The sequence below is a fragment of the Type-A symbiont of Plautia stali genome (genome assembly GCF_059731155.1).
In genome coordinates, this window is record NZ_AP035891.1 from 523,761 (window position 1) to 545,487 (window position 21,727).

The window sequence follows — 21,727 nt, forward strand, 5'->3', positions numbered from 1 at the left end:
TACTGTTTAAAGCGCAGCGGGAATTAAATCTGAAAATATAGGCTATGATTTTTCAAAGTACTCAGTGATTTATCTGCGTACCCGTTTGCTACCAAGGCATTTAGTCTTTTGTATTCAGAGAGTAAATGGTTTTAAGGAACGCGAATCGCTTGATGTCGTCCATTCCCCGTGCGGGGCTTAACGAGGCAATAGAATGGAATCCACAACGTTGAAAAAATCCTGGGGTGCTGAAATCCTTGCTGACGGCAGCGTGCGGTTTCGCCTTTGGGCACCCGGTCAGTAGCATGCCATGCAGCCGCAGCAGGATGGCTGGTTCAGCCTGACGCTGCGCGGGCCTGGTCACGGCAGCGAATATCACGACGAGCTGGCCGATGGCAGCACGGTGCCCGATCCGGCCGCGCGGGCACAACGCGCCGATGTCAACGGCCCTTCTCTGGTCATCGACCCACACCATTATGCCTGGCAGCAGCGCGACTGGCAGGGACGGCCGTGGCACGAAACGGTGGTCTACGAGCTGCACATCGGCACCTTTACCGCCGAAGGCACCTTCCACGCGGCTATCGAAAAACTCCCCGCGCTGGCCGACCTCGGTATCACCATGAGCGAAGTGCTGCCGGTATCGCAGTTTGGTGGCACGCGCGGCTGGGGCTATGACGGCGTTCTGCTGTATGCGCCGCACTCGGCGTATGGCTCACCGGATGATTTCAAAGCCTTTGTCGATGCCGCGCACGCGCTGGGACTGTCGGTGGTGCTGGATATTGTGCTCAACCACTTTGGTCCGGAAGGCAATTACCTGCCGCTGCTGGCACCGGCCTTTTTCCATGAGGAGCGTATGACGCCGTGGGGCGCCGGGATTGCTTACGATGTGGACGCCGCGCGGCGTTATATCGTCGAAGCGCCGCTCTACTGGCTGAAAGAGTTTAACCTCGACGGCCTGCGTTTCGATGCCATCGACCAGATTGAGGACACGTCCAGCAAGCACGTACTGATTGAGATTGCCGAGCGCATTCGCGAGGAGATCCACCACCGCCCGATCCATCTCACCACCGAAGACAGCCGCAACGTGATCTTCCTTCATCCGCGCGATGCTGACTGCAACGCGCCGCTGTTCAGTGGGGAATGGAACGACGATTTTCATAATGCCATTCATGTCTTTGCCACCGGCGAGACGCACGCTTATTACCAGGATTTCGCCGACGTACCGGAGAAATTAATCGCGCGCATTCTCACGGAGGGCTTTGCTTATCAGGGCGAGCTGTCGCCACAGAGTGGCCAGCGGCGCGGCGTACCCAGCGCAGGCCAGCCGCCGGTCGCGTTTGTCGATTTTATCCAGAACCACGATCAGGTGGGCAATCGCGCACAGGGCGAACGTCTGATTAGCCTGGCCGGTGCCGAACGCACCAAAGTGCTGCTGGCCACCCTGCTGCTGTCACCGCATATTCCGCTGCTGTTTATGGGCGAAGAGTACGGTGAAACCAACCCGTTCCTGTTCTTTACCGATTTCCACGGCGATCTGGCGAAAGCGGTGCGCGAAGGACGTGCGCGCGAATTTACCGGTCACGCCGGTCATGACGATACGGTTCCGGATCCCAACGCTGAAGAGACCTTCACGCGTTCGAAACTGGACTGGAGCAAAGTGGATCATCCCGCAGGCCAGGCGTGGCTGACGCTCACGCACCAGCTGCTGGCGTTGCGCCAGTAGCACATCGTGCCGCTGCTGCCGGATGCCCGCAGGCATAACGGCCAAGTGCTGCGCACCGCACCGGGCTTTGTCGCCGTCAGCTGGCAGTTCCCGCAGGGCCAGCTGTCGCTGGCGCTGAATATTGGACAGCAGAGCCAGCCGCTGCCCGCTATGCCCGGCGAGACGCTATTTGCGTGGCCACAGGAAAGCGGCGAGCTGCCGCAGCACTCTCTCATCGTGCGTCTGGCAAAAGGAGCAGCGCAATGAGTATTCCAACCGCAACCTACCGTATTCAGTTCCGCAACGGCATGACCTTTGACCGCGCGGCGCAGCTGGTGCCCTATCTGCAGCAGCTGGGCATCAGCCATCTTTATGCCTCGCCGATCTTTACCGCCACGCGCGACTCGACGCACGGTTATGACGTCACCGATGCCAATGAGATTGACCCGGCGATTGGTGGACGCGCCGGTTTTGACCGCCTCAGCGCGGCGCTGCAGCAGGCCGGGATTGCCCTGATCCTCGATATTGTGCCTAACCACATGGCAGCGTCGTTGGAAAATGCCTGGTGGCGCGATGTGATTGAACACGGGGAAGCCAGCCGCTACGCACGCTACTTTGATATCGACTGGTCGCGCAGGCTGACGCTGCCGTTCCTCGGCGATGATTTTGACCGCGTGCTGGCCAATGATGAACTCAGCATCAAGGCCGATCCGCACAGCGGCAATCCGGCGCTGGTCTATTACGATAGTTATTATCCGCTGACGCCCGCCAGCTGGCAGCAGCGTAAAGACGAAGTGCTGGCGCTGCGCGATCGCGCGGCCATCGCGGAACTGCATGCGCAACAGCCGTGGCAGCTAATGAACTGGCGTGAGGCGCGCAGCGCGCTCTCCTACCGCCGCTTCTTTGAAATTACCGGGCTGGTCGGCGTGCGCGTCGAAGATGAAGAGGTGTTCGCGGCTTCGCATCGCCTGATTCTTGAACTGGTACACAGCGGTGTGGTGAGCGGGCTGCGCATCGATCACGTTGACGGGCTGGCCGATCCGCTCGGCTATCTGCAACAGCTGCGTCAGGCCGCTGGCGACGCGTGCTATATCACGGTGGAGAAGATTCTTGCTGACGGGGAACAGCTGCCTGCCGACTGGCCGGTGTCCGGCACCACCGGTTACGAGTTTATCGCCGCGCTGTCGCATGCGCTGATTGATGATAATCAGATCGATATGCTGCATCTGGCCTATGAAGCGGTATCCGCCGAAAGTAACGACGTGACGGCTGGCCTGCGTGCGGCGCGTGAACTGATGGTCGATCGCAACTTTGCCGGGGAATTCAGCCGCCTGCTGGCGCTGGCTACCGAGGCAGCCGATCTGGTGCATCGCAACTTCAGTGAGGCTGAGCTGCACGTGGCGCTGCGCGAACTGCTGATCGCCTTCCCGGTGTATCGCACCTACGGCAGGAAAGCCGGTATGCCGCTGGAAGGCGAAGCGTTGCTATTACAGGTGCTGGAGCAGGTTAAACACAGCGCCTCGCCTGCGGCGCTGAGCTTTTTGCAGGCATTACTGCTGGGTGCAATCACTGAACAGGGCGAGCAAGATGCGGCGGAATTCCGCGCCCGCTTCCAGCAGCTGACCGGCCCGCTGATGGCGAAATCGGTCGAAGATACACTCTTTTTCCGCAATCACGTGGCGCTGGCGATCAACGAAGTGGGTGCCGAACCGCTGCCGCACGCGTTTTCGCTCGAACGCTTCCACAGCGAAATGCAAACCCGACTGCGCCATCAGCCGGATGGGCTGTCGGGTACGTCCACGCACGATACCAAACGCGGCGAGGATGCACGCGCGCGGCTGTATACCCTGAGCGAAGCGCCGGCGCTGTGGGCGGAGAACGTGACGCGCTGGCGCCAGATGAACCAGCCGCACGTGGTCGCGCTGGCGGACGGACCGGCACCCGAACCGCCGGTAGAGTGGATGCTGTACCAAGCGCTGGCGGGCGTCTGGCCCACCACGCTGCAGCCGGAGGACACGGCGGCACTGGACGCGCTGCGCGATCGCTTTTTGCCATTTGTGGAAAAAGCCCTGCGCGAAGCGAAGTTACGCACCGACTGGGCGGACAGCAACGAAGCTTATGAAAACGCCGTGCTGGAGTATGCCCGCCAGCTGCTGTCACCCACCAACCCGGCGTTCCTGCAGGACTTCAGCCACGCGCTGCAGCCGTTCATCCGTGCCGGACTGGTTAACAGCCTGAGTCAGACGGTGATCAAACTGACCGCGCCGGGCGTGCCGGATATCGATCAGGGCTGCGAAGCGCTGGATTTCAGCTTGGTCGATCCGGATAACCGGCGCGAGCCGGATTTCTCTCAGCTGACGGCTCAGCTTGATGTCCACGCCGCGCCGGATTTCGCCAGCCAGCAGGACTGGCTGAGCGGCCCGCTGAAGCAGCAGATCATTGCGCGCCTGCTGCATCTGCGCCGCGACCATGGACAGCTGTTCCGCTTCGGTGATTATCAACCGCTCAGTGCATCGGGCAAACATGCGGAAAAAGTGATCGCCTTTGCCCGTCAGGACAGCGACTACGCGCTGCTGGTGATTACGCCACGGCTGATTTTCAATGGTGCACAGTGGAGTCATACCCGACTGGCACTGCCGGAATCGCTGGCGCATCGCCACTATCGCAATGTGCTGACCGGCGAGACCGTAGTGATTAATGACGATGTTACGCTGGACAATGTGAGCTATAGCGCACCGCTGGTGCTGATTAGCCAGTAGCGTCCCCGATAAACCTGTTGTTTTACATGACTATCTATTCACTGGATGGAGAGGATTGAATGTCTAACGGTAAACCTTTAGAAATCACCGCTGGATCGGGGCACCAGCTCGGCGGCAACTTTGATGGGGACGGCGTCAATTTTGCGCTGTTTTCAGCACACGCGGAACGGGTCGAACTCTGTCTGTACGATGAGAGCGGTCAGCATGAAATTGCCCGCTTCGATCTGCCGGAATATACCCACGAAATCTGGCACGGCTACGTGCCCGGCCTGAAGCCCGGCGCGCTGTACGGCTATCGCGTCCACGGACCGTTCGATCCGGAAAACGGCCATCGCTTTAACCCGAGCAAATTACTGATTGATCCGTACGCCCGTGAGTTGCAGGGCAACATCGACTGGAACGAGGCGCACTTCGCTTACGATTTACTGCACGAAGATAAAGATCTGACGTTGGATACCCGTGACAGCGCGCCGTTTACCCCCAAGTGCCGGGTGATTGATACCAATGCGTTCGACTGGCAGGACCATAATCGGCCCAGCATTCCGTGGTCCGGCACGGTGATTTATGAAACCCACGTCAAAGGTTTCACCCAGCTTAACCCGGCGATTCCGGCAGAGATGCGCGGCACCTATGACGGTATGAGCCACAAATCCACCGTTGAATATATCAAAAACCTGGGCGTGACGTCAGTGGAACTGCTGCCGGTGCACTGGTTCCCGGACGATCAGCACCTGCTGGATCGCGGACTGAAAAACTTCTGGGGCTATAACTCGCTGGCCTTTTTCGCGCCTGCCAGCCGCTACTTCGGTCCGCGCGGCATTCAGGGCTTTCGCGACATGGTGCGCGCTTTCCACGATGCCGGCATCGAAGTGATTCTCGACGTGGTGTATAACCACACTGCGGAAGGCAACGAACTGGGGCCGACGCTGTCGTTCAAAGGGATTGATAACTTCTCCTACTACCGCACGCTGCCGGATCAGCACCGTTATTACATCAATGATACCGGCACCGGCAACACGGTGAATACCTCCCATCCGCGCGTGCTGCAGCTGGTGACGGATTCGCTGCGCTACTGGGCAGAATCGATGCATATCGACGGTTTTCGCTTCGACCTCGGCACCATTCTCGGTCGCGAGCCGGAAGGATTCGATCAGCGTGGCGGCTTCTTTGATGCCATGACGCAGGATCCAGTGCTGTCTAAGCTGAAGCTGATCGGCGAACCTTGGGACATCGGCCCCGGTGGCTACCAGGTGGGTGGCTTCCCGCCCGGCTGGGCTGAGTGGAACGACAAATATCGCGACACGGTGCGTGAGTACTGGAAAGGCGACAACGTCTCAACCGACTTTGCCGCGCGCCTGCTTGGTTCCGGCGATCTCTACGATCAACGCGGCCGCCGCCCATGGGCCAGCGTCAATTTTATCACCGCACACGATGGCTTTACGCTGAACGATCTGGTCTCGTACAACGACAAGCATAACGATGCCAACGGGGAAGATAACAACGACGGTCATAACGATAACCGTTCGTACAACTACGGTGCCGAAGGCCCAACCGACGACGAAGGCATCAACGCGGTGCGCGAGCGGCAGAAGCGTAACTTCCTCGCCACGCTGTTTTTCTCCCACGGCACACCGATGCTGCTGGCGGGCGATGAGTTTGGCCGCAGCCAGATGGGCAACAACAACGGCTATTGTCAGGACAGCGAGATTTCCTGGCTGCACTGGGAAGATTTGCCGGCTTCCGCTGATGCGTTACGCGATTTCACTCGTCAAATCATCGCACTGCGCGCGCAGCAGCCGCTGCTGCGACGTGAAAGCTGGCGCGACGGCATGGAGATCAAATGGTTTAACGCCGGCGGCGGTTTCCAGCAGGCGGAACAGTGGGACGAGGGCTCGACGCTCGGCGTGTACATTGGGCGTCCGGATCTGCAAACCGAAGAGGGTATCTGGCACGATGTGCTGATGCTGTTCAATCCGTTTGAAGGCAATGTGCCGTTCCGCATCCCGCAGTTTGGTGAAGGCGGCTGGGTGCTGGAGCTGACCACCTCCGACAGCGCCAGTAAGGGATTGGTGATTACCAAAGAGAAGGATTTCGAGCTGGAGGGCCGCAGCCTGGCGCTGTTCCGCCGGCCGTGAGTGGAACGCGGGGTGCCGCAGCCATGGGTTTCCAGGTGCGCATGAATGCGCACCCTACGGAAAACGGGACATGCACCGCATGGGTCGCCGTTCACGGCGACCTGTTCCACGACCGGCTCCACTGTTAACCCGCCAGCCTCTTCTGCTACCCGGCGCTAAAATTTCATTAACTAGAAACCACAATCTGCCGATGATCTTTAATCTGCCCTTGTACCCGCCGCGTCAGGCGTCGGGGTGCGTTTAGATTAAGGATAATAAGATGAACATCTCCCAACGATTGTTACTGACCTTTTCCATGCTGTTTGGCGCCATCATTCTGCAAGCCGTGCTCGCCATCTCACTGCTTTCCGGCTTTCAGGAGCGCTTTGAATATGTGCAAACCAACGCCATCCCCTCGATCAAAGACCTCAACACTTTGATTGATTGCGGCAATCAGCTGGCGCTGACGCTGTACAAACACCAAACCCAGTTGCAGGACAGCAACATGCCCGCCGTCGAAGCAGACATTGATAAACAGATTGCCGGGCTGAAATCGCTCACCGATTACTACATGAAGCATGATATCTCCAGCGAAGGAGATAAACGCCTGACTGAGGTGGCCTTTAACAATATTCAGCGCGTGAATGAACGGCTGCCCGCATTTCTCAGTGCGTCGCGTGCACACCAGAATGCCATCAGCCTCGACCTGATTGAAGGCCAGAGCGGCATCGGTGCCGCCATCCGTCAGCTGATTGCCGATTATCAGAAGCAGCTGATGCTGAACATCGCCATTGGCGACGAGTTACGCGCCACCAACCGCAGCACCTTCCATAATGTGTTGTGGACGACCATCAGCGGCGTGGTTGCAACGGTGCTGGTATTCGGTCTGTTCGCCCTGTTCACCGTACTGCGCATCCGCCGCAGCCTGGCGGATGTCGGCAAAGTGATGATGCGCGCCAGTGAAAATCTCGACCTGACGCTCAGCGCAGACGAAAGCCGTCGCGATGAGGTGGACAATATGGCGCGCTCCTTTAATCAGCTGATGCGCAGCGTGGCAGGTTCGCTGAGTGCCGTGCGCAGCGCGTCGCATTCGGTGAGCAGCGCATCGGTGCAAATCGCCGCCGGCAATGAAGATCTCTCTGCACGTACCGAACAGCAGGCCGCCTCGCTGGAGCAGACCGCGGCCAGCATGACTGAACTGAGTGAAACCGTACGTCAGACCGCCGATAACACGCGTCAGGCCAGCCAGCTGGCGGCTAACGCCAGTTCGCTGTCGGAAAAAAGTGGTACCTCGCTCAGCACCATGCTCTCGACCATGGATGACATTCGTGGCAGCTCACGCAAGGTCACGGACATTGTTTCGATGATCGAAGGCATCGCTTTCCAGACCAATATTCTGGCGCTCAACGCGGCAGTCGAAGCCGCACGCGCCGGTGAGCACGGCAAGGGCTTTGCGGTGGTGGCGGGTGAAGTACGTAGCCTGTCTCAGCGCTCCACTTCCGCCGCACGTGAGATTAAAGGATTGATCGAAGAGTCACACCGCCTGACTGAAGCAGGGGCCGCCCAGGCCAGCGACGTCAGCAGCAACATGCAGGTGATGAATGACACTATCCATCAGGTCAGCGAACTGATGAGCGAAATCGCAGCGGCCGCGGTTGAACAGAGTCAGGGCATTAGCTAGGTGCAGCAGGCGGTAAATCAGATGGATGATGTGACGCAGCAGAACGCCGCGCTGGTGGAACAGGCCTCAGCCGCGTCGCAATCGCTGCAGGAGCAGGCCCAAACGCTCAACCAGCTGGTGACCCGCTTCGTGCTGGCAGAATCCGGCGCAACGCCGGTCATTAAGCCTGCGCCGGCGAGCCATAAAGCGCCACAGCCGGGACGTCTGGCACTGGCCAGCGATGCAGACTGGCAGAGTTTCCAATCCCTTTGCCCTCCGCGTCGTCGCGCGGAGGGGCTTTCTCCCACTGACGAATTCCCCCAAGCGCGCTGGCGCGAGCGACATTGCTTCAACGAGCGCCAGCAAAACTGCTATTCTGTGAACCACGCTAACGGTCATCATCAACGAAGGCGTTTCACCCCCGCATGCCCGCCGCTCCCTTAAGGAACCCTATGCACCCTCAGCAACAGACACGCGGTAAATGGACCATCTTTGGCCTGATGTTTATTCCTGGCTTTACTTGGGCTTCCTGGGTCAGCCGCACGCCCTTTATGCGCGATGTGCTGCACGCCTCGACGGAAATGATGGGCCTGATTCTGTTTGGCTTCTCCTGTGGCTCAATGCTGGGCGTGTTGCTGGCCGGTAAGCTGGTCGCGCACTTTGGCACCAGCCGGGTGATGCGCACGGGTTACCTGATCCTGCTCGGTGGCCTCGTACTGATGACCGTTGCGTTAACGCTCGCCAGTAGCGGGCTGGTGTTTACCAGTCTGGTGTTGCTGGGCGGCGGAACCGCGCTGATGGATGTGGTGGTAAATGTCGAAGGGGCAGCGTTTGAGCGGCGCATCGGCAAGTCAATCATGACGATCATTCACGGCTTCTTCAGTTTCGGCACGCTGATCGGCGCACTGGCGGGTCTGGCCATGACTGCAGCCGATATCAGCACCCACTGGCACTTTAGGCTGTGTCCCTTAATTACATAACCTTTTGTAAAACAGCCGGATGCATCCCAGTTTCACCATCGCCAGATAATTCCTCGCCGTTTTGTCATAACGTGTGGCAATGCGGCGGTATTCTTTTGTCCGGAGTAGGCTTTGTCAGCCAGCACTGCATGGCCACGACGCTTCATGCTGCCGTTCCGGCGCTGAACACCAATACCGTCCAGAAGACGTTGTGCAAACTGGCTTTCGTGAGCCTGACCGGGACTCAGTACGATATTTAACGGCAGACCGCTTCCGTCTGTCGCCAGATGGATTTTGGTGCCAAAACCACCGCGAGAGCGACCCAGCCCATTATCTCCGGCGGTATCGGAATGTTTTTTTGCGCCCCGGCGGCGCACCTGAGTGCCCGGATATTGCTGCCATCCAGCGCAGTTGCGGACCAGTCAGCGAGACCATGAGCATCAAGAGAAGAAAGTAACCTGTTGAAAATAATGTTAATCACTCCCGATTTAGACCATCGATTAAAACGGTTATAAACGGTCTTCCATGGGCCATATCGCTCAGGCAAATAGCGCCATGGTGCGCCTGAACACAGCACCCAGAACATGCCGTTGATGATCATACGATGTTCAGCCCATGGACGTCCGGCCCGTGGTGTTGCTGGTTCAGCAGGTAATAAGGGCTGGATGATAGTCCATGCTTCATCGGGAAGGTCGTAGCGAGCCATAGTTCAGTGTGTTGTGGAAACAGGTAGTTACTATATCTCAGGTGATTAAGGGACACAGCCTAATGCGCTTGAGCTGGCCGGTCTCGATCTTTCTGCTCTGCTTTCGCTGGACAATCATGAATTGTTCAATGAGGCCGACGATCAGCAGCAGCCGATTAATGCGGAATTACTGCAGCTTAATAAAGATGCATTTAATGACTGGTATAATCAGGAAAGCCAGAGTGGTGTGATGGCTGAAAATAATTCCCAATCAGATGCGCTGTTCTTACAGAACGAAATCGAACAATTCTAATTTATCTGGAGCATACAGGTGCAATTTATTGCACCTGTGAAACCTAAATGAAAATTGCAAAAAAATTACTTTTAGCTTCACTGGTGTGTGCGCCAGTATTAACGACTTTTTCAACCTAGGCGCAAAATTCATTTGGTGCCGCATGGCGCAGTTTATCGCCGGTATCGGCAAAGCAGGCGCGGGTGGTTTATTATCGTCCGGCTTCATTAACCGGGGAAAAACCGGCAAATATTTATGTCGACGGTGAATTCCAGACGTCGTTACTGGCCGGTGGCTATACGGTGTTTTGTGTTGCGCCGGGAACGCATTCGCTGGGCAGTTATGTCAACGATGCGCCAGATTATCAGGGTAAACGCGCGCAATCGTGGACTGATAAACTGGCTGCCGGTAAAACCTACTACATTCGCGCTAACCTCGATGACAGCGGTCGTCCGCTGGTGGTCAGCCAGCAGCAGGCACAGCTGGAGTTACTGAGCACCAAACGTCAGGCCCATCTGCTGTCGCGCGCATCGTCGGTACAGAGCTGTCAGGAAGGAACGACTGAAGCTTATGATAAATATGCGTTTTCATCCGACCTGCTGTTCCGCTTTGGCAGCGCCAATAGCAACGACATCTCCGCACAGGGGCGCGAGGCGCTTAGCAGTTTTGCCAGCATGCTGAAAAAGGAAAATGCCGCTCAACGCCACATCATTGTCACCGGCTTTACCGATCCTATTGGCAGCGACAGCAGCAATATGGCGCTCGGCCAGCGTCGCGCTGAGGCGGTGAAAGCACTGTTGATCGCCCAGGGAATGAATGCAGCCAATATCACCGCGCAGAGCATGGGGGAATCTCAGGTAAACACGAACTGTTCAGGCAGCCTGCAGGAGCAGAAAGCATGCTATGCCAGCGAGCGCCGGGTTATTATCAGTGTAGAAAACAAGTAATCTGATTTAATTATTTTAGCAGCGCATTCTCACATCATCATATTGATGAGGTGTGAGGCACTGTGCCTCGATAAAGTTATTAAGAGTTTATATAACTTTATCGATTAAGACGTTTCTCGTATTGTCTGCAGGCATAAAAAGCGAAATTAAAACTGTATTCGGCTAGAAATCCCGAAACGTTATTCAACGTAAAAGGAATACACATCATGGCTAATATTCAAAAGGTGGCGGAAAACGCCAGCGTTATCTCGACCAAAAATCAGTTTTATAATTGGATCGATAAGGAAGTAAAAGGTGCCAACGGCGGCAAGCTGGAGATTACAGTCGATGGTGAAATGCACATTGTAGATATCAGCGAGGACGGCAAATGGTCATTCGACCCGAAAACCAGCTGGTTAGACGGCACCCATGTTATTCAGCTGGTATCGATTGATAAAGCGACCAACCCAAGTGACCCGCGCATCTTCATTCTTGATGTCGACACTAAGTCTCCGGTAAAACCGGAAATCTGGCGCGTGATTGACGATGCGGCGGCGGAAGATCACTACCTGACGCCGGGTGAAGCCACCCGCGATAAAACGCCGGCGCTGTCTGGTGTGGCAGAGCTTGGCACGATTGTTACCCTTTACGATAACGGTAAAGAGATCGGTTCGGTGGTAGCAGACAAAATGGGTGCATGGAGCATCACGCCGGAGCTGGCAGATGGCGAGCACAAACTGACCGTGATGGCGAAGGATACGGTTGGCCATGAAAGCCCGATTTCTGATGCTTTCAACCTGACGATTGCCAACGGTGTAGTCACTCAGGCTGTGAACGAAGCGGTATCTGTAACGCCGGCAGAAGCAGCCACCGTGGACGCGGCTAATTCTGCGGGTGAACCGGTCAGAATCATCAACAAAAACGTAATTACGCTCAGCGGTACAAACGCGGAACCCAATGCCTTAGTACAGATTATTATTGATGAAACAGTTTACACGACCCGTGCTGATGCCAGTGGCAAATGGCAGTTTGACTCGCCGGAGCTGAAAGAGGGTTTGCACGTTGCGGGCATTCGTTATCTGGACCGTGCGGGCAACTGGGGATCATCAACTCCGCGTATTTACAATATCGACACCTCTGCACCCGAAGCACCGCAGATTATGCGCGTGATCGATAATGAAGGCAGCGCAGATACCTATCTGACGCCAGGCAATTACACCAACGACAAAACCTTAACCCTGTACGGTGTTGCTCAGCCGGACAGCGTGGTTAAAATCTACGATATTCGCTTCAACGTGATTGGTAGCGTGAAAGCCGGTGCCGATGGCCGCTGGAGCTTCACGCCGGAACTGACCACCGACGGCACCCACGTGTTTAGCGCCAGCTACACCGATCGTTTCGGCGCCGAGAGCCCGCGCTCTGACAACTTCGCACTGACGCTGGACTCCTCAGTACCAGGCACGCCATCACGTGAGTGAGGTGTTGGATGACGAAGGCCGCGTTACCGGTCCGATGAAGTCAGGTGACATAACCGATGACAAAACCCCAACCCTGTCGGGTGTGGCGGATGCGGGCGTAATTGTGCGCGTGTGGGACGGCGACAAACTGATCGGTTCTACCGTGGCGAACAATCGCGGTGAGTGGAAACTGGACGTTGAGCTGGGTGAGGGCGAGCACTCGCTGGTTGTGGATTCCATCAGCAAAGGCGGCACCGTTTCTGAGAAAACCGATCCGTTCAAACTGGTTGTCGACAGCAACATCCTACCAGCACCGGTGGTGGATGAGATGGTCGCCAACAACGGTGATGAAGAGCGTGTACTGCAGCCAGGCGATTCCACTAACGACACCACGCCAGTACTGCGTGGTGAAGGCAACGACGGCGACATCATTTACGTCATTGTTGACGGCGAAAAAGAGCCAGTGGCTTCAACTGTCTTTAAAGATGGCAAGTGGGAAATTGAATTGCCAGAGCTGGCGGAAGGTTCACACGATATTGAACTGATTGCCAAAGATCCGGCCACTGGTAAAGAGTCACCGACTTCTGATCCTATTAACGTGATCATCGATGTTACGCCACCGGATCAGCCAAAACCACCGACGATCATTGATAACGAAGGTGATAACACCGGTTCGGTTGAGCCAGGTAAACCCATCGATGACAACCGTCCTGGCTTCGGCGGCGACGGCGGCAACCCGGGCGACAAGGTGGAAGTCATCATCGAAGACGAAACCGGTAATAAAGTGGTGATCGGCACCGGCATTGTCGGCGAAGACGGCAAGTGGGAAGTGAAGCCTGAAAACCCAATCGAAGATGGCGAGTATCAGGTAATCATTGAGATTACCGATCCGGCCGGCAACGAATCTCAGCCATCCGATCCTATCGATCTGATCATTGACACCAAAAAGCCGGGCTCAATGGACGGCACGTACGTTCTGGAGGATAACGTCGGTCCTATTCAGGGGAACATTGAAAACGGCATGGTCACCGATGACAAACAGCCAACGCTGAAGGGCACCTCATCGGATCTGTCGCAGGTCATCATTTACATCGACGATCTGAAGCCGATTGTGGTTGACGTTGTTGACGGCAAGTGGAGCTATGAGCTGCCAGAACTGGGCGAGGGCGAGCATAAAGTTGAAGTACAGCCAGTAAGCAAATCCGGTGTGAAGGGCGACAAAGAAGCCGCCATTAACTTCAACGTGGATACCACCAAGCCGGAGCTGGTTGAAGGTGGCCCTGAGGCTAACTTCGAAGGCGTCTTCGCTGATAAAACCGGCATTGAAATCCCAGTGCCATCGGACACCAACGATGACACCCTGATCTTCAAAGGTAAGGGCGCAGAAGACGGTACTATCGTGATGATTTGGGCCGACGAAGCGCGTAGTGAGCTGATCGGTTCTACCGTGGTGCAAAATGGCGTGTGGCGCTATGAGTCTGACAAACTGGCAGAAGGCGATTATGTCTTTAACGTCACGATACGCGATGAGGCTGGTAACGAGCTGGTCATTGACCGTACCGTTAAGACCAATGTCGACGTTACTCCACCGCCGCCGCCAGAGATCAACTCGATTTTCGCTGCCGGTGCCACGGATGTAGAAGGGCTGATGAGCATGTCACTCAACGACATCATGGCGCAGGGCCAGGACTCCCTGTTCATCGACAACGGCAAATCGCAGCTGGTGGTGAATGCCAAACAGGGCGAGGCGCTGACGCTGGAAGACATCCTGCCAGCCGGTGAAGATGCCAGCTCCTAGCAGCAGGCGGCCGGTACCGTCACCGTCGGTGGCAACGAGTACAACGTCTACAGCAACGGTGATGCGGAACTGCTGGTGCAGAACCTGCATAACGAACAGCACTGATCATTGATTAGCTGCTAAACAAAAGCCCCGGTCGCAAAACCGGGGCTTTTTTTATGCATGCATCGGAAAAATCAGGCGGTCGGTTCCAGCACCAGAATTTTCACGTCCACCACGTCATCTTTGATGGTGGCGCGGTACGCATCCATGTGCGGCATCTGCTGATGCTGCTCCAGATGGCGCAGCGATTCCCACTGCTCGAGCATAAAGATCGAGTCTGGCGAGTTCTGCTTCCACGGCACCTGTGCTTGGTGATCGACCAGCGCATCGTACTGATGGCAACCCTCTTCTTCCAGCACGACAGGGATCAGTTTATTAATCGCCTCCAGCACCTCCTGACGGCGGCCCGGCTTAACGCAATTTCTGCAACCACAGTTAACATAACGCTTCCTTCTGTTTTTTCCCGGTGTGCTTACAGTTTAAGCAAAGATCTGGCTGAGATGAGTCCGATAACGTGCGATATCGCGCGGCACGTCCGGCTGTTTAATCACGTCGTTACAGATAAAGGTCGGCAGACTTTCCATACCGAGGAACTGATTGGCTTTATGGAAGTGCAGGTACAGGCCGTCCACGCCGACGCCTTCAAAGAACTGGTCGGGATCGGTAAAGGCTTCCAGCGGGGCGTTCCAGGTCAGCGACAGCATGTATTTTTTGCCCTGAATCAGGCCGCCGGAACCGTATTTTTTGCTGGCATCGCTGCGCGAACGGCCATCGCTGGCGTACAGCGCGCCGTGGCCCAGAGTAAACACCTCATCAATGTACTTTTTCACCGTCCACGGCTCGCCCATCCACCAGCCTGGCATCTGATAAATCACCACGTCGCTGTCGAGGTATTTCTGCACTTCGTCCGCCACGTTGTAGTCGCTATCGGCAACGGTCACCTGAACCTCATGGCCCAGATCGCGCAGCTGGCTGGCCGCCACTTCGGTCAGGGTATGGTTCAGTTCGCCTTTGGAATGGGCAAAGGTCTTGCCGCCGTCGATAATCAAAATCTTGCTCATGGATAATTCGCTCCGTTTCTCATAGATGCCGCCCACTCTACGCGCGCGCGGGGGGCAAAAAATGCGTGATTGATGACAAGACTTTTGCTCTCAAAGCAATAATGCCGTCACTTATGCAACAATCCGCACGCTAACCAACATCCACTTAAAAAGAAAAAACCATGAAAACTGTGATACTGAGTGCCTTACTTCTGGTGGCCGGCGCGGCTCAGGCGCAATCCCACCTTGATGACGTTCGCCAGAGCAAAACCCTGAAGGTCTGCACCACCGGCGATTACAAGCCATACACCTTTCTGCGCAGCGACGGCCAGTATGAAGGGCTGGACATCAGCATGGCGCAGTCGCTGGCCGCCAGCCTCGGCGCAAAAGTAAAGTGGGTGCCAACCACATGGAAAACCCTGAGCGAAGATTTCGTGGCGAGACAGTGTGATATCGCACTGGGCGGCGTCTCCGTGACGCTGAAACGTCAGCAGATCGCCTGGTTCGCGCAGCCGCTGGGTGTCGATGGCAAAATTCCGCTGGTGCGCTGCACGGATAAAGCGAAGTACCAGACGGTTGAGCAGATCAACCAGCCGCAGGTGCGGGTAATAGAGCCGGCTGGCGGCACCAACGAAGCGTTTGTGCACCGTCATCTGCCACAGGCCAGCCTGCAGCTGGCGGAGAACACCGGGATTTTCCAGCAGCTGGTGGATAACAAAGCCGACGTGATGATCACCGATGCTTCCGAAGCGCTGTTCCAGCAGCAGCACTATCCGTCGCTGTGTGCCATCAATCCGCAGCAGCCGATGCAGTATGGCGAGAAGGCTTACATGATCCCGCATGATGATATGAGCTGGAAGCTGTATGTGGATCAGTGGCTGCACCTCAGCACTGCCACCGGCGAATATGCGCAGATCGCCAAACAGTGGCTGGGCGTGGTGAAGTGATCGTTAGCTGATAAATGGTATCGCGACAGGCGTTACCGTCCCGTAGCGGCGCAATTTATTGCGCAATCAGCAGCAGTGCGGCGGGTGAATACGCGCGATAAATCGCGCCGCTACGGCATGTGCAACTGACATCCTGCACTTCCGTAGCGGCAATATTTATTGTTTTAAAATCAACGATACAACCCGGCCTTACCTAACCCGCCGAACAGATTCATCTTGTAGCGGATCACTGCTTTCGCGGCGGCGATGGCGTCCGGATAAATTACATTCGGATCCCACCAGCTCTCCCGCGCCAGGATCTCGCGCAGTCTAGCGAAATAGGCGAACTTCATGTCGCTGGAGATATTGATCTTGCCCACGCCCAGCGTCACCGCCTCGGCAATCTCCGCGTCCGGATTGTCCGAACCGCCGTGCAGCACTAGTGGAATGTCTACGCGCTGCGAGATATCCTTCAGAATGTGCATCTGCAGCTCCGGTTTCATATCTTTGGGATATGATGCCGTGCGCGGTGCCAATCGCCACCGCCAGCGTATCGACGCCGGTGCGCTGCACAAAATCTTCCGCCTGCGCCGGTTCGGTGTAAATCACCTTGCTCACGCCACCTTCCACCGTGGTGCCGGTATCGCCGATGGTGCCGAGTTCGCCTTCCACCGATACACCCACTGTGTGCGCCAGCTTCACCACCTCTTTGGTCAGCGCTACATTCTCTTCGTACGGCAGCAGCGAGCCGTCAATCATTACCGAGGTAAAGCCGCACTGAATCGCGCGCAGCACCTGCGCAATTGAAGCGCCGTGATCGAGGTGAATGGTAAACGGCACGCGGCTTTTTAAGGTGCGTTCGCGCACGTAGCCAAAAAATTCATCGGTGACAAATTCCAGTTTGCTCGGATGGATAGAAATAATGGCGGGCCGGCTTCTTCCACCACGGCACGGATAAAGCAGCTGTCAGCGACGTTAAATGCGCCGATGGCGAAGCGATGTTCACGGGTCGGGGCCAGCATCTCTTTCATTGAAATCAACATGTTTATGTTTCCTTAGCGTGAGTTTTACCAGAGCCGGAGCACGCGCCGACCCGATGAGGGACAAAAAGAAACCGGTGGAGATTGCGCCGCGATCAGGGCGTGCGCGCCGTCAGTAGCGGTTTGCCGACCCTGACCAGCTCAAATATTCAATAACCACTTCGCGACAGGCGGACTCCATCAGCGCCAGCACATCGGCCAGCTCGGCCTGCGGGTGCTGGCGCAGCGCCTGCTGCACCGCGTGCTTACCGGCGTCGAACACCGCAGCGCCGACGTTGATTTTGGCGACGCCACAGGCGCTGACGCGGCGTATATCCTCCGCCGGGGTGCCCGAACCGCCGTGCAGTGCCAGCGGCCGCGTCGTCACCGCGTGCAGCTGCTGGAGCCGTTCAAAGTCGATCTTCGGCTTTACGCCCGGCGGATAAAGCCCGTGCGCGGTACCCACCGAAATCGCCAGCAGATCGATGCCGGTCTGCTCAATAAACGGCAGCACGTCTTCTACCCGGGTCATCTTCACGGCGGCATCGGCCAGTTCATATGTGGGCGCATCGGCGATATGCCCCAGCTCGCCTTCAACGCACACGCCAGCGGTATGCGCCATCTTCACTACCGCTGCGGTCTGACGAATATTGTCCGCCAGCGGCTCGGCCGACGCGTCAATCATCAGCCCGGTAAAGCCGGCGCGAAACGCCTGACCAATCAGCGGGAAGGCTTTACCATGGTCGAGCGCCACCGCCGGCGGAAAATGCGCGCTGTGTCCCTGATACACATTAAGGATCAGCGGCGCGCGCTGCTGTTCAGCCGCCTGAATCGCCGCGCGGGCGGTTTCGAGGTTGAAGCAGTTGATCGCCAGCACCGCGTACTTGTGCTGGAAGGCGGCCTGAATCAGGTCATTCATCATGGCAAACATGCGGGCTCCTTATTCCATAGTGAATTTGATCTCTTCATCTCGGACGCCGGGCGCTTCCACGTCATCGAACTCTTCATCCTGCTGCGTGACCGGTTTTTTCATCACCGACAGCATCACGCCGCACACCACGGTGCCGATGCCGAGCGCCAGGCAGAACAGCCACGGTTTGGTGAACCGCGGCACCACGAACATGCCACCGTGTGGCACCGGCGCTTCCACGCCCCACACCATAATCAGTCCGCCTGCCAGCGCTGAGGCCACCACGCGCAGCAGGTCGCGTGCCGCAATCGGAATCACGCCTTCGGTAATCATGCAGATGCCCATCGGGAAGGCGGCTTTCAGCGCCTCTTTCTCTGCTTTGGTGTATTTGTGGCGCGTCAGCAGATAAGAGAGGGTGATGCCGAACGGCGGAATGATGGAGCCGACAAACTTCACCGCTTCCGGACCGTAAATGCCGTCGACCAGCATGCCGTCGGCGAACAGCGACATGGTCTTATTGATCGGTCCGCCAAAGTCGAAGGTGGCCATCGCGCCGAGGATGGCGCCCATCACGAACTTGGAGCCGCCCTGCATGGACTCCAGCAGATGAATCAGCGTTTTTTGCAGCCAGACGATGGGCTGGCCGATAAAGGTCATCATCAGCAGCCCGGCGATGATGGTGCTGATCAGCGGCACAATCAGCCCCATGCCCCAGCCGCCGATCTGGTTCAGCATCCAGGCAATGCTGCCGGTCTGCTTGCCGACGTCTGGCCCGCCAATCACCTGGCCGAGCGCGATGCAGATGCCGGCGGCGACGATCAGCGGGATCATCCATGAGATATGCCGGTGAGCAGATGGCCTTTGATCTCCTGACCGTACTGACGTTTGTGATCGCTCATGATCGATCTCCTCAGGCGCGCGCCAGTGAATCCGCCACTTTTTCGAGGAATTTCACCGGTGACTTGATCACCACTTCGGTTTTCACTCGCACGATAGGTTTGCCCTGAAAGCGCTCTTCGCCGTTGATCTTGACGTCAACCGCGAGGATCACCACGTCAGCGGCGTCGATCTGCTCGCGCGTCAGCGGCGTTTCAGTGCCGATGGTGCCCTGGGTTTCAACGTGGATGATATGGCCCAGCGCGTGAGCCCCCTTAATCAGTTTTTCACGCGCAATGTAGGTATGCGCGATGCCTGCGGTGCAGGCCGCTACACAGACGATATTCATGTGGCACCTCAAGGTGTTGGGTGTTAACAGAGGTCGGTTTCGGCGTACTGACTAAACAGCCGGATGATATTGCCGGGGTCATTCTCCGCCAGCAGTCGGGCTATCACCTCATCATCGGCCAGCGCGCTGGCCACTTGCGACAACAGGCGAATATGGGTGGTGTTCTGATCTTCCAGCCGCACGGCGAACAGGATGATGCAGCGCACCTGGCTGCCATCCAGCGTTTCCCACGGAATATCCTGCTGGGTGCGGCCGATGGCGAGCGTGGTTTGTTTGACCGCCGACGATTTGCCGTGCGGAATCGCGATATGGTTTTCGAAGCCGGTCGAGCCTTCCGCTTCACGCAGCCAGACATCGGCAATAAACGCGGCGCGATCGCTGATGGCGCCGTCGCTCACCAGCAGATCGGTGAGTTCGTTGATCGCCTCTTCTTTACTGGTGGCGCTGAGCGCCAGGTTAACGCGGCGCGGCGTCAGAATGCGGGAAATGTCCATGGTTGCTCCTCATTCAATCAGTGTGCGGCCAACGCGCAGGGCGTGCCGTTGGGCAGCTGGCTGCCAATCATGGCGTCAGTGACCCGCCGGATATCGTCATCATTAAAAAAGGCGCTGACATACACGGCCGGAATGGCACCGGCGTCGAGGTGGATGGTGGTGATCACCAAATCCACCGCGTGGTGCTGACAAAACGCCGCCTGATTGCTGGCTGACACCACGCCGGCAATTTCCCAGTCCGGAAAGGCGCGTAATATGCGGCTCTTTAGCAGGTGTGAGGTGCCCACGCCGCTGGAGCACACCACCAGGATGCGTTTGTGGGCGATCTGCCGCTCCAGTGCCGCCTGGAAATGAACGCACAGATAACCAATCTCATCCTCAGCCACCAGCGATAGGGCGAAAGTGCGCGCGGTCAGTTGCATTGCCTGCTGGGTCAGAGGAAATATCTCTTTTATTTCCTGTTTAATATCATCCAGCAGCGGATTGCGAATATGAATGTGATATTTAAGCCGGTTTAATAATGGCTTTATATGCACCAGTAAACCGTCAAATAATAAACGGTCCTGAGATAAGTCCTGCTGAATAAACGCCGAGAAACGATCAATTAATTCGCAGGTTATTTTAACCGACTCGGCAGTGGAAAATTGATTATGCAGCGTCACCTGATCGCCACGCTCTTCCACCACAATGCCGGAGGAGACAATATATTGATAAATAAAACCGACTTCATCGGCCGGCAAGGCACAGCCGATGAGCTGCTCAATGCGCACCACCATCTGCCGGGCAATGGTGAGAATCGATTGATCCAGATCGTGCGCGGTGGTGAGAATGTCCAGCGCCAGCGCGTTGCCCTGCGCCATGCGGTGCATCATGATCAGGATGTGCGTGCACAGATTGAGATACCAAGCATCGCCCAGCGGATAACTCAGCTGCTGCTCCATCTGTTGCAGCAGCGCCTGCACAAAGGCCACATCCTCTTCGCCAAAATAGTGCACCAGCGCCTGCTGACTGCCGGGATCAAGCCGCGGCAGCAGCGGCGTACCGGCGACCTGTTGCTGCATCACATCGTTGATCAGCGACACCATCGCCTGACGCAGCGCCTGCTCATGGCCCTCTATGTGCGTGCCGCCCGGGCCGCGCTGCAGCGTTAACCCCAGCGGCTGCAGCCACTCTTCAATCACTTTCAGTTCGTTCACAATCGAGGCGTGGCTGATAAAGTAGCGCTCGGACAGCTTGCTGATTGACGTGGCACGCGGCGCATCGCTCAGTAGCTGGGAGGCGATTTTTATCCGCCGGCTGTTATGACTGAGCGCGTCGCCGGCCTCGTCGCCGTTCAGCTGCTGCTCCAGCTGCAAACGCTGCTGCATATCCTCAACCCGCAGCCGCACGCCGCGGCCAGGGGTTTTCTCCAGCGTCAGCGCCCAGTTGCTGAGCCAGCTCTCCAGCCATTGCAGGTCGCGCTGAATGGTCTTTCCGGAGACACCGAGCTGTAACGCCAGCTGACCAATCGGCTGCGGCGCCGCCTGTTGCAACAGCAATTTCACTAACCGGTGTTGTCGCGAAGTCAGTATTTGCATTCGGTCACCCTTTATTTTGGTAAAACCTAATGGGATTTTTCCTTGTGGCATTTATTTCATTGCCAGCAAGCCGTCGCGAAAAAGGTGTGTCTTATGGAGTATAAATTTAGGAAAGGATGGCGGCAGCAACAATACTAAATGTTGTCCCGTCAGGCGGACAGCA

Annotated in this window: 13 protein-coding genes and 7 pseudogenes; 11 read left to right on the top strand and 9 right to left on the bottom strand. The window is 56.8% G+C overall.

Features of this window, described 5'->3' with window-relative positions; all coding sequences use genetic code 11:
- The first annotated feature begins 289 nt into the window (after positions 1–289).
- From treZ to AC6I8M_RS02785, 5 genes and pseudogenes are all read left to right on the top strand, one after another.
- Positions 290–1,948, top strand: a pseudogene (treZ, locus tag AC6I8M_RS02765) (malto-oligosyltrehalose trehalohydrolase).
- Entirely contained in the window at positions 1,945–4,440 is a 2,496-nt protein-coding gene (gene treY / locus AC6I8M_RS02770) for a malto-oligosyltrehalose synthase (protein ID WP_498013660.1), read from the top strand. Before treZ ends, treY begins: the two are co-directional and overlap by 4 nt.
- A 59-nt stretch (positions 4,441–4,499) precedes the next feature.
- Positions 4,500–6,575 (top strand): glycogen debranching protein GlgX, encoded by a 2,076-nt coding sequence (gene glgX, locus AC6I8M_RS02775; RefSeq protein WP_058948987.1) that lies wholly within the window; start codon positions 4,500–4,502, stop codon positions 6,573–6,575.
- Between the two features lie 259 nt (positions 6,576–6,834).
- Positions 6,835–8,475: pseudogene (locus AC6I8M_RS02780) on the top strand (methyl-accepting chemotaxis protein); the annotation flags it as partial.
- A 191-nt stretch (positions 8,476–8,666) separates the two neighbouring features.
- Positions 8,667–9,194, top strand: coding sequence for an MFS transporter (locus tag AC6I8M_RS02785; RefSeq protein WP_010618843.1), 528 nt, complete (start codon positions 8,667–8,669; stop codon positions 9,192–9,194).
- Here AC6I8M_RS02785 and AC6I8M_RS02790 read toward each other — a convergent pair.
- Positions 9,183–9,879: pseudogene (locus AC6I8M_RS02790) on the bottom strand (IS5 family transposase). The gene AC6I8M_RS02785 and the pseudogene AC6I8M_RS02790 sit on opposite strands and share 12 nt — an antisense overlap.
- Before the next feature lie 121 nt (positions 9,880–10,000).
- Here AC6I8M_RS02790 and AC6I8M_RS02795 point away from each other — a divergent pair.
- The 5 genes and pseudogenes from AC6I8M_RS02795 (at position 10,001) to AC6I8M_RS02815 (ending at position 14,331) form a co-directional block, all read left to right on the top strand.
- A complete protein-coding gene (locus AC6I8M_RS02795) occupies positions 10,001–10,171 on the top strand; it encodes a hypothetical protein (protein WP_022549106.1) in 171 nt (56 codons plus the stop codon).
- 179 nt (positions 10,172–10,350) lie between these two features.
- Positions 10,351–10,590 (top strand): annotated as a pseudogene (locus AC6I8M_RS02800) (OmpA family protein); the annotation flags it as partial.
- Positions 10,591–10,608: 18 nt separating this feature from the next.
- Positions 10,609–11,097: an OmpA family protein gene (locus AC6I8M_RS02805; protein ID WP_318285217.1), complete on the top strand. Its 489-nt coding sequence runs from the start codon at positions 10,609–10,611 to the stop codon at positions 11,095–11,097.
- A gap of 206 nt (positions 11,098–11,303) precedes the next feature.
- The gene (locus AC6I8M_RS02810; RefSeq protein WP_010618482.1) at positions 11,304–12,554 is read left to right on the top strand and encodes an Ig-like domain-containing protein; all 1,251 of its coding nucleotides are present in this window, start codon (positions 11,304–11,306) and stop codon (positions 12,552–12,554) included.
- Positions 12,547–14,331, top strand: coding sequence for an Ig-like domain-containing protein (locus tag AC6I8M_RS02815; protein ID WP_010618481.1), 1,785 nt, complete (start codon positions 12,547–12,549; stop codon positions 14,329–14,331). Before AC6I8M_RS02810 ends, AC6I8M_RS02815 begins: the two co-directional genes overlap by 8 nt.
- A gap of 176 nt (positions 14,332–14,507) precedes the next feature.
- Here AC6I8M_RS02815 and AC6I8M_RS02820 read toward each other — a convergent pair.
- Positions 14,508–14,815: pseudogene (locus tag AC6I8M_RS02820) on the bottom strand (putative quinol monooxygenase).
- Positions 14,816–14,852: 37 nt separating this feature from the next.
- Positions 14,853–15,434 carry an NAD(P)H-dependent oxidoreductase gene (locus AC6I8M_RS02825; RefSeq protein ID WP_010618479.1) on the bottom strand — a complete coding sequence of 194 codons (582 nt, stop codon included), beginning with the start codon at positions 15,432–15,434 and terminating at the stop codon, positions 14,853–14,855.
- 161 nt (positions 15,435–15,595) lie between these two features.
- Between AC6I8M_RS02825 and AC6I8M_RS02830 the strand changes: the two genes are divergently transcribed.
- Positions 15,596–16,360: a transporter substrate-binding domain-containing protein gene (locus AC6I8M_RS02830; RefSeq protein WP_010618478.1), complete on the top strand. Its 765-nt coding sequence runs from the start codon at positions 15,596–15,598 to the stop codon at positions 16,358–16,360.
- 170 nt (positions 16,361–16,530) lie between these two features.
- On the opposite strand, the pseudogene AC6I8M_RS02835 reads toward AC6I8M_RS02830, so the two are convergent.
- The 6 genes and pseudogenes from AC6I8M_RS02835 to AC6I8M_RS02860 form a co-directional block, all read right to left on the bottom strand.
- Positions 16,531–17,382, bottom strand: a pseudogene (locus AC6I8M_RS02835) (ketose-bisphosphate aldolase).
- A gap of 109 nt (positions 17,383–17,491) precedes the next feature.
- Entirely contained in the window at positions 17,492–18,289 is a 798-nt protein-coding gene (locus AC6I8M_RS02840; protein ID WP_010618477.1) for a class II fructose-bisphosphate aldolase, read from the bottom strand.
- 9 nt (positions 18,290–18,298) lie between these two features.
- Positions 18,299–19,167: pseudogene (locus AC6I8M_RS02845) on the bottom strand (PTS fructose transporter subunit IIC).
- Between the two features lie 11 nt (positions 19,168–19,178).
- Complete coding sequence (locus AC6I8M_RS02850) at positions 19,179–19,493, bottom strand: PTS fructose transporter subunit IIB (RefSeq protein ID WP_010618475.1); 315 nt, start codon at positions 19,491–19,493, stop codon at positions 19,179–19,181.
- Positions 19,494–19,516: 23 nt separating this feature from the next.
- Positions 19,517–19,987: a PTS sugar transporter subunit IIA gene (locus AC6I8M_RS02855; RefSeq protein ID WP_010618474.1), complete on the bottom strand. Its 471-nt coding sequence runs from the start codon at positions 19,985–19,987 to the stop codon at positions 19,517–19,519.
- A gap of 17 nt (positions 19,988–20,004) precedes the next feature.
- Entirely contained in the window at positions 20,005–21,564 is a 1,560-nt protein-coding gene (locus tag AC6I8M_RS02860) for a PRD domain-containing protein (protein ID WP_041387322.1), read from the bottom strand.
- Positions 21,565–21,727: the final 163 nt, after the last annotated feature.

Excerpts from the sequence above, each read along its gene's own strand:
- AC6I8M_RS02850 (WP_010618475.1), bottom strand. The coding sequence starts at position 19,493 with ATGAATATCGTCTGTGTAGCGGCCTGCACCGCAGGCATCGCGCATACC.
- AC6I8M_RS02825 (WP_010618479.1), bottom strand. The coding sequence starts at position 15,434 with ATGAGCAAGATTTTGATTATCGACGGCGGCAAGACCTTTGCCCATTCC.
- AC6I8M_RS02810 (WP_010618482.1), top strand. The coding sequence starts at position 11,304 with ATGGCTAATATTCAAAAGGTGGCGGAAAACGCCAGCGTTATCTCGACC.
- AC6I8M_RS02830 (WP_010618478.1), top strand. The coding sequence starts at position 15,596 with ATGAAAACTGTGATACTGAGTGCCTTACTTCTGGTGGCCGGCGCGGCT.
- AC6I8M_RS02855 (WP_010618474.1), bottom strand. The coding sequence starts at position 19,987 with ATGGACATTTCCCGCATTCTGACGCCGCGCCGCGTTAACCTGGCGCTC.
- AC6I8M_RS02840 (WP_010618477.1), bottom strand. The coding sequence starts at position 18,289 with ATGTTTGCCATGATGAATGACCTGATTCAGGCCGCCTTCCAGCACAAG.
- AC6I8M_RS02860 (WP_041387322.1), bottom strand. The coding sequence starts at position 21,564 with ATGCAAATACTGACTTCGCGACAACACCGGTTAGTGAAATTGCTGTTG.
- glgX (WP_058948987.1), top strand. The coding sequence starts at position 4,500 with ATGTCTAACGGTAAACCTTTAGAAATCACCGCTGGATCGGGGCACCAG.
- treY (WP_498013660.1), top strand. The coding sequence starts at position 1,945 with ATGAGTATTCCAACCGCAACCTACCGTATTCAGTTCCGCAACGGCATG.
- AC6I8M_RS02785 (WP_010618843.1), top strand. The coding sequence starts at position 8,667 with ATGCACCCTCAGCAACAGACACGCGGTAAATGGACCATCTTTGGCCTG.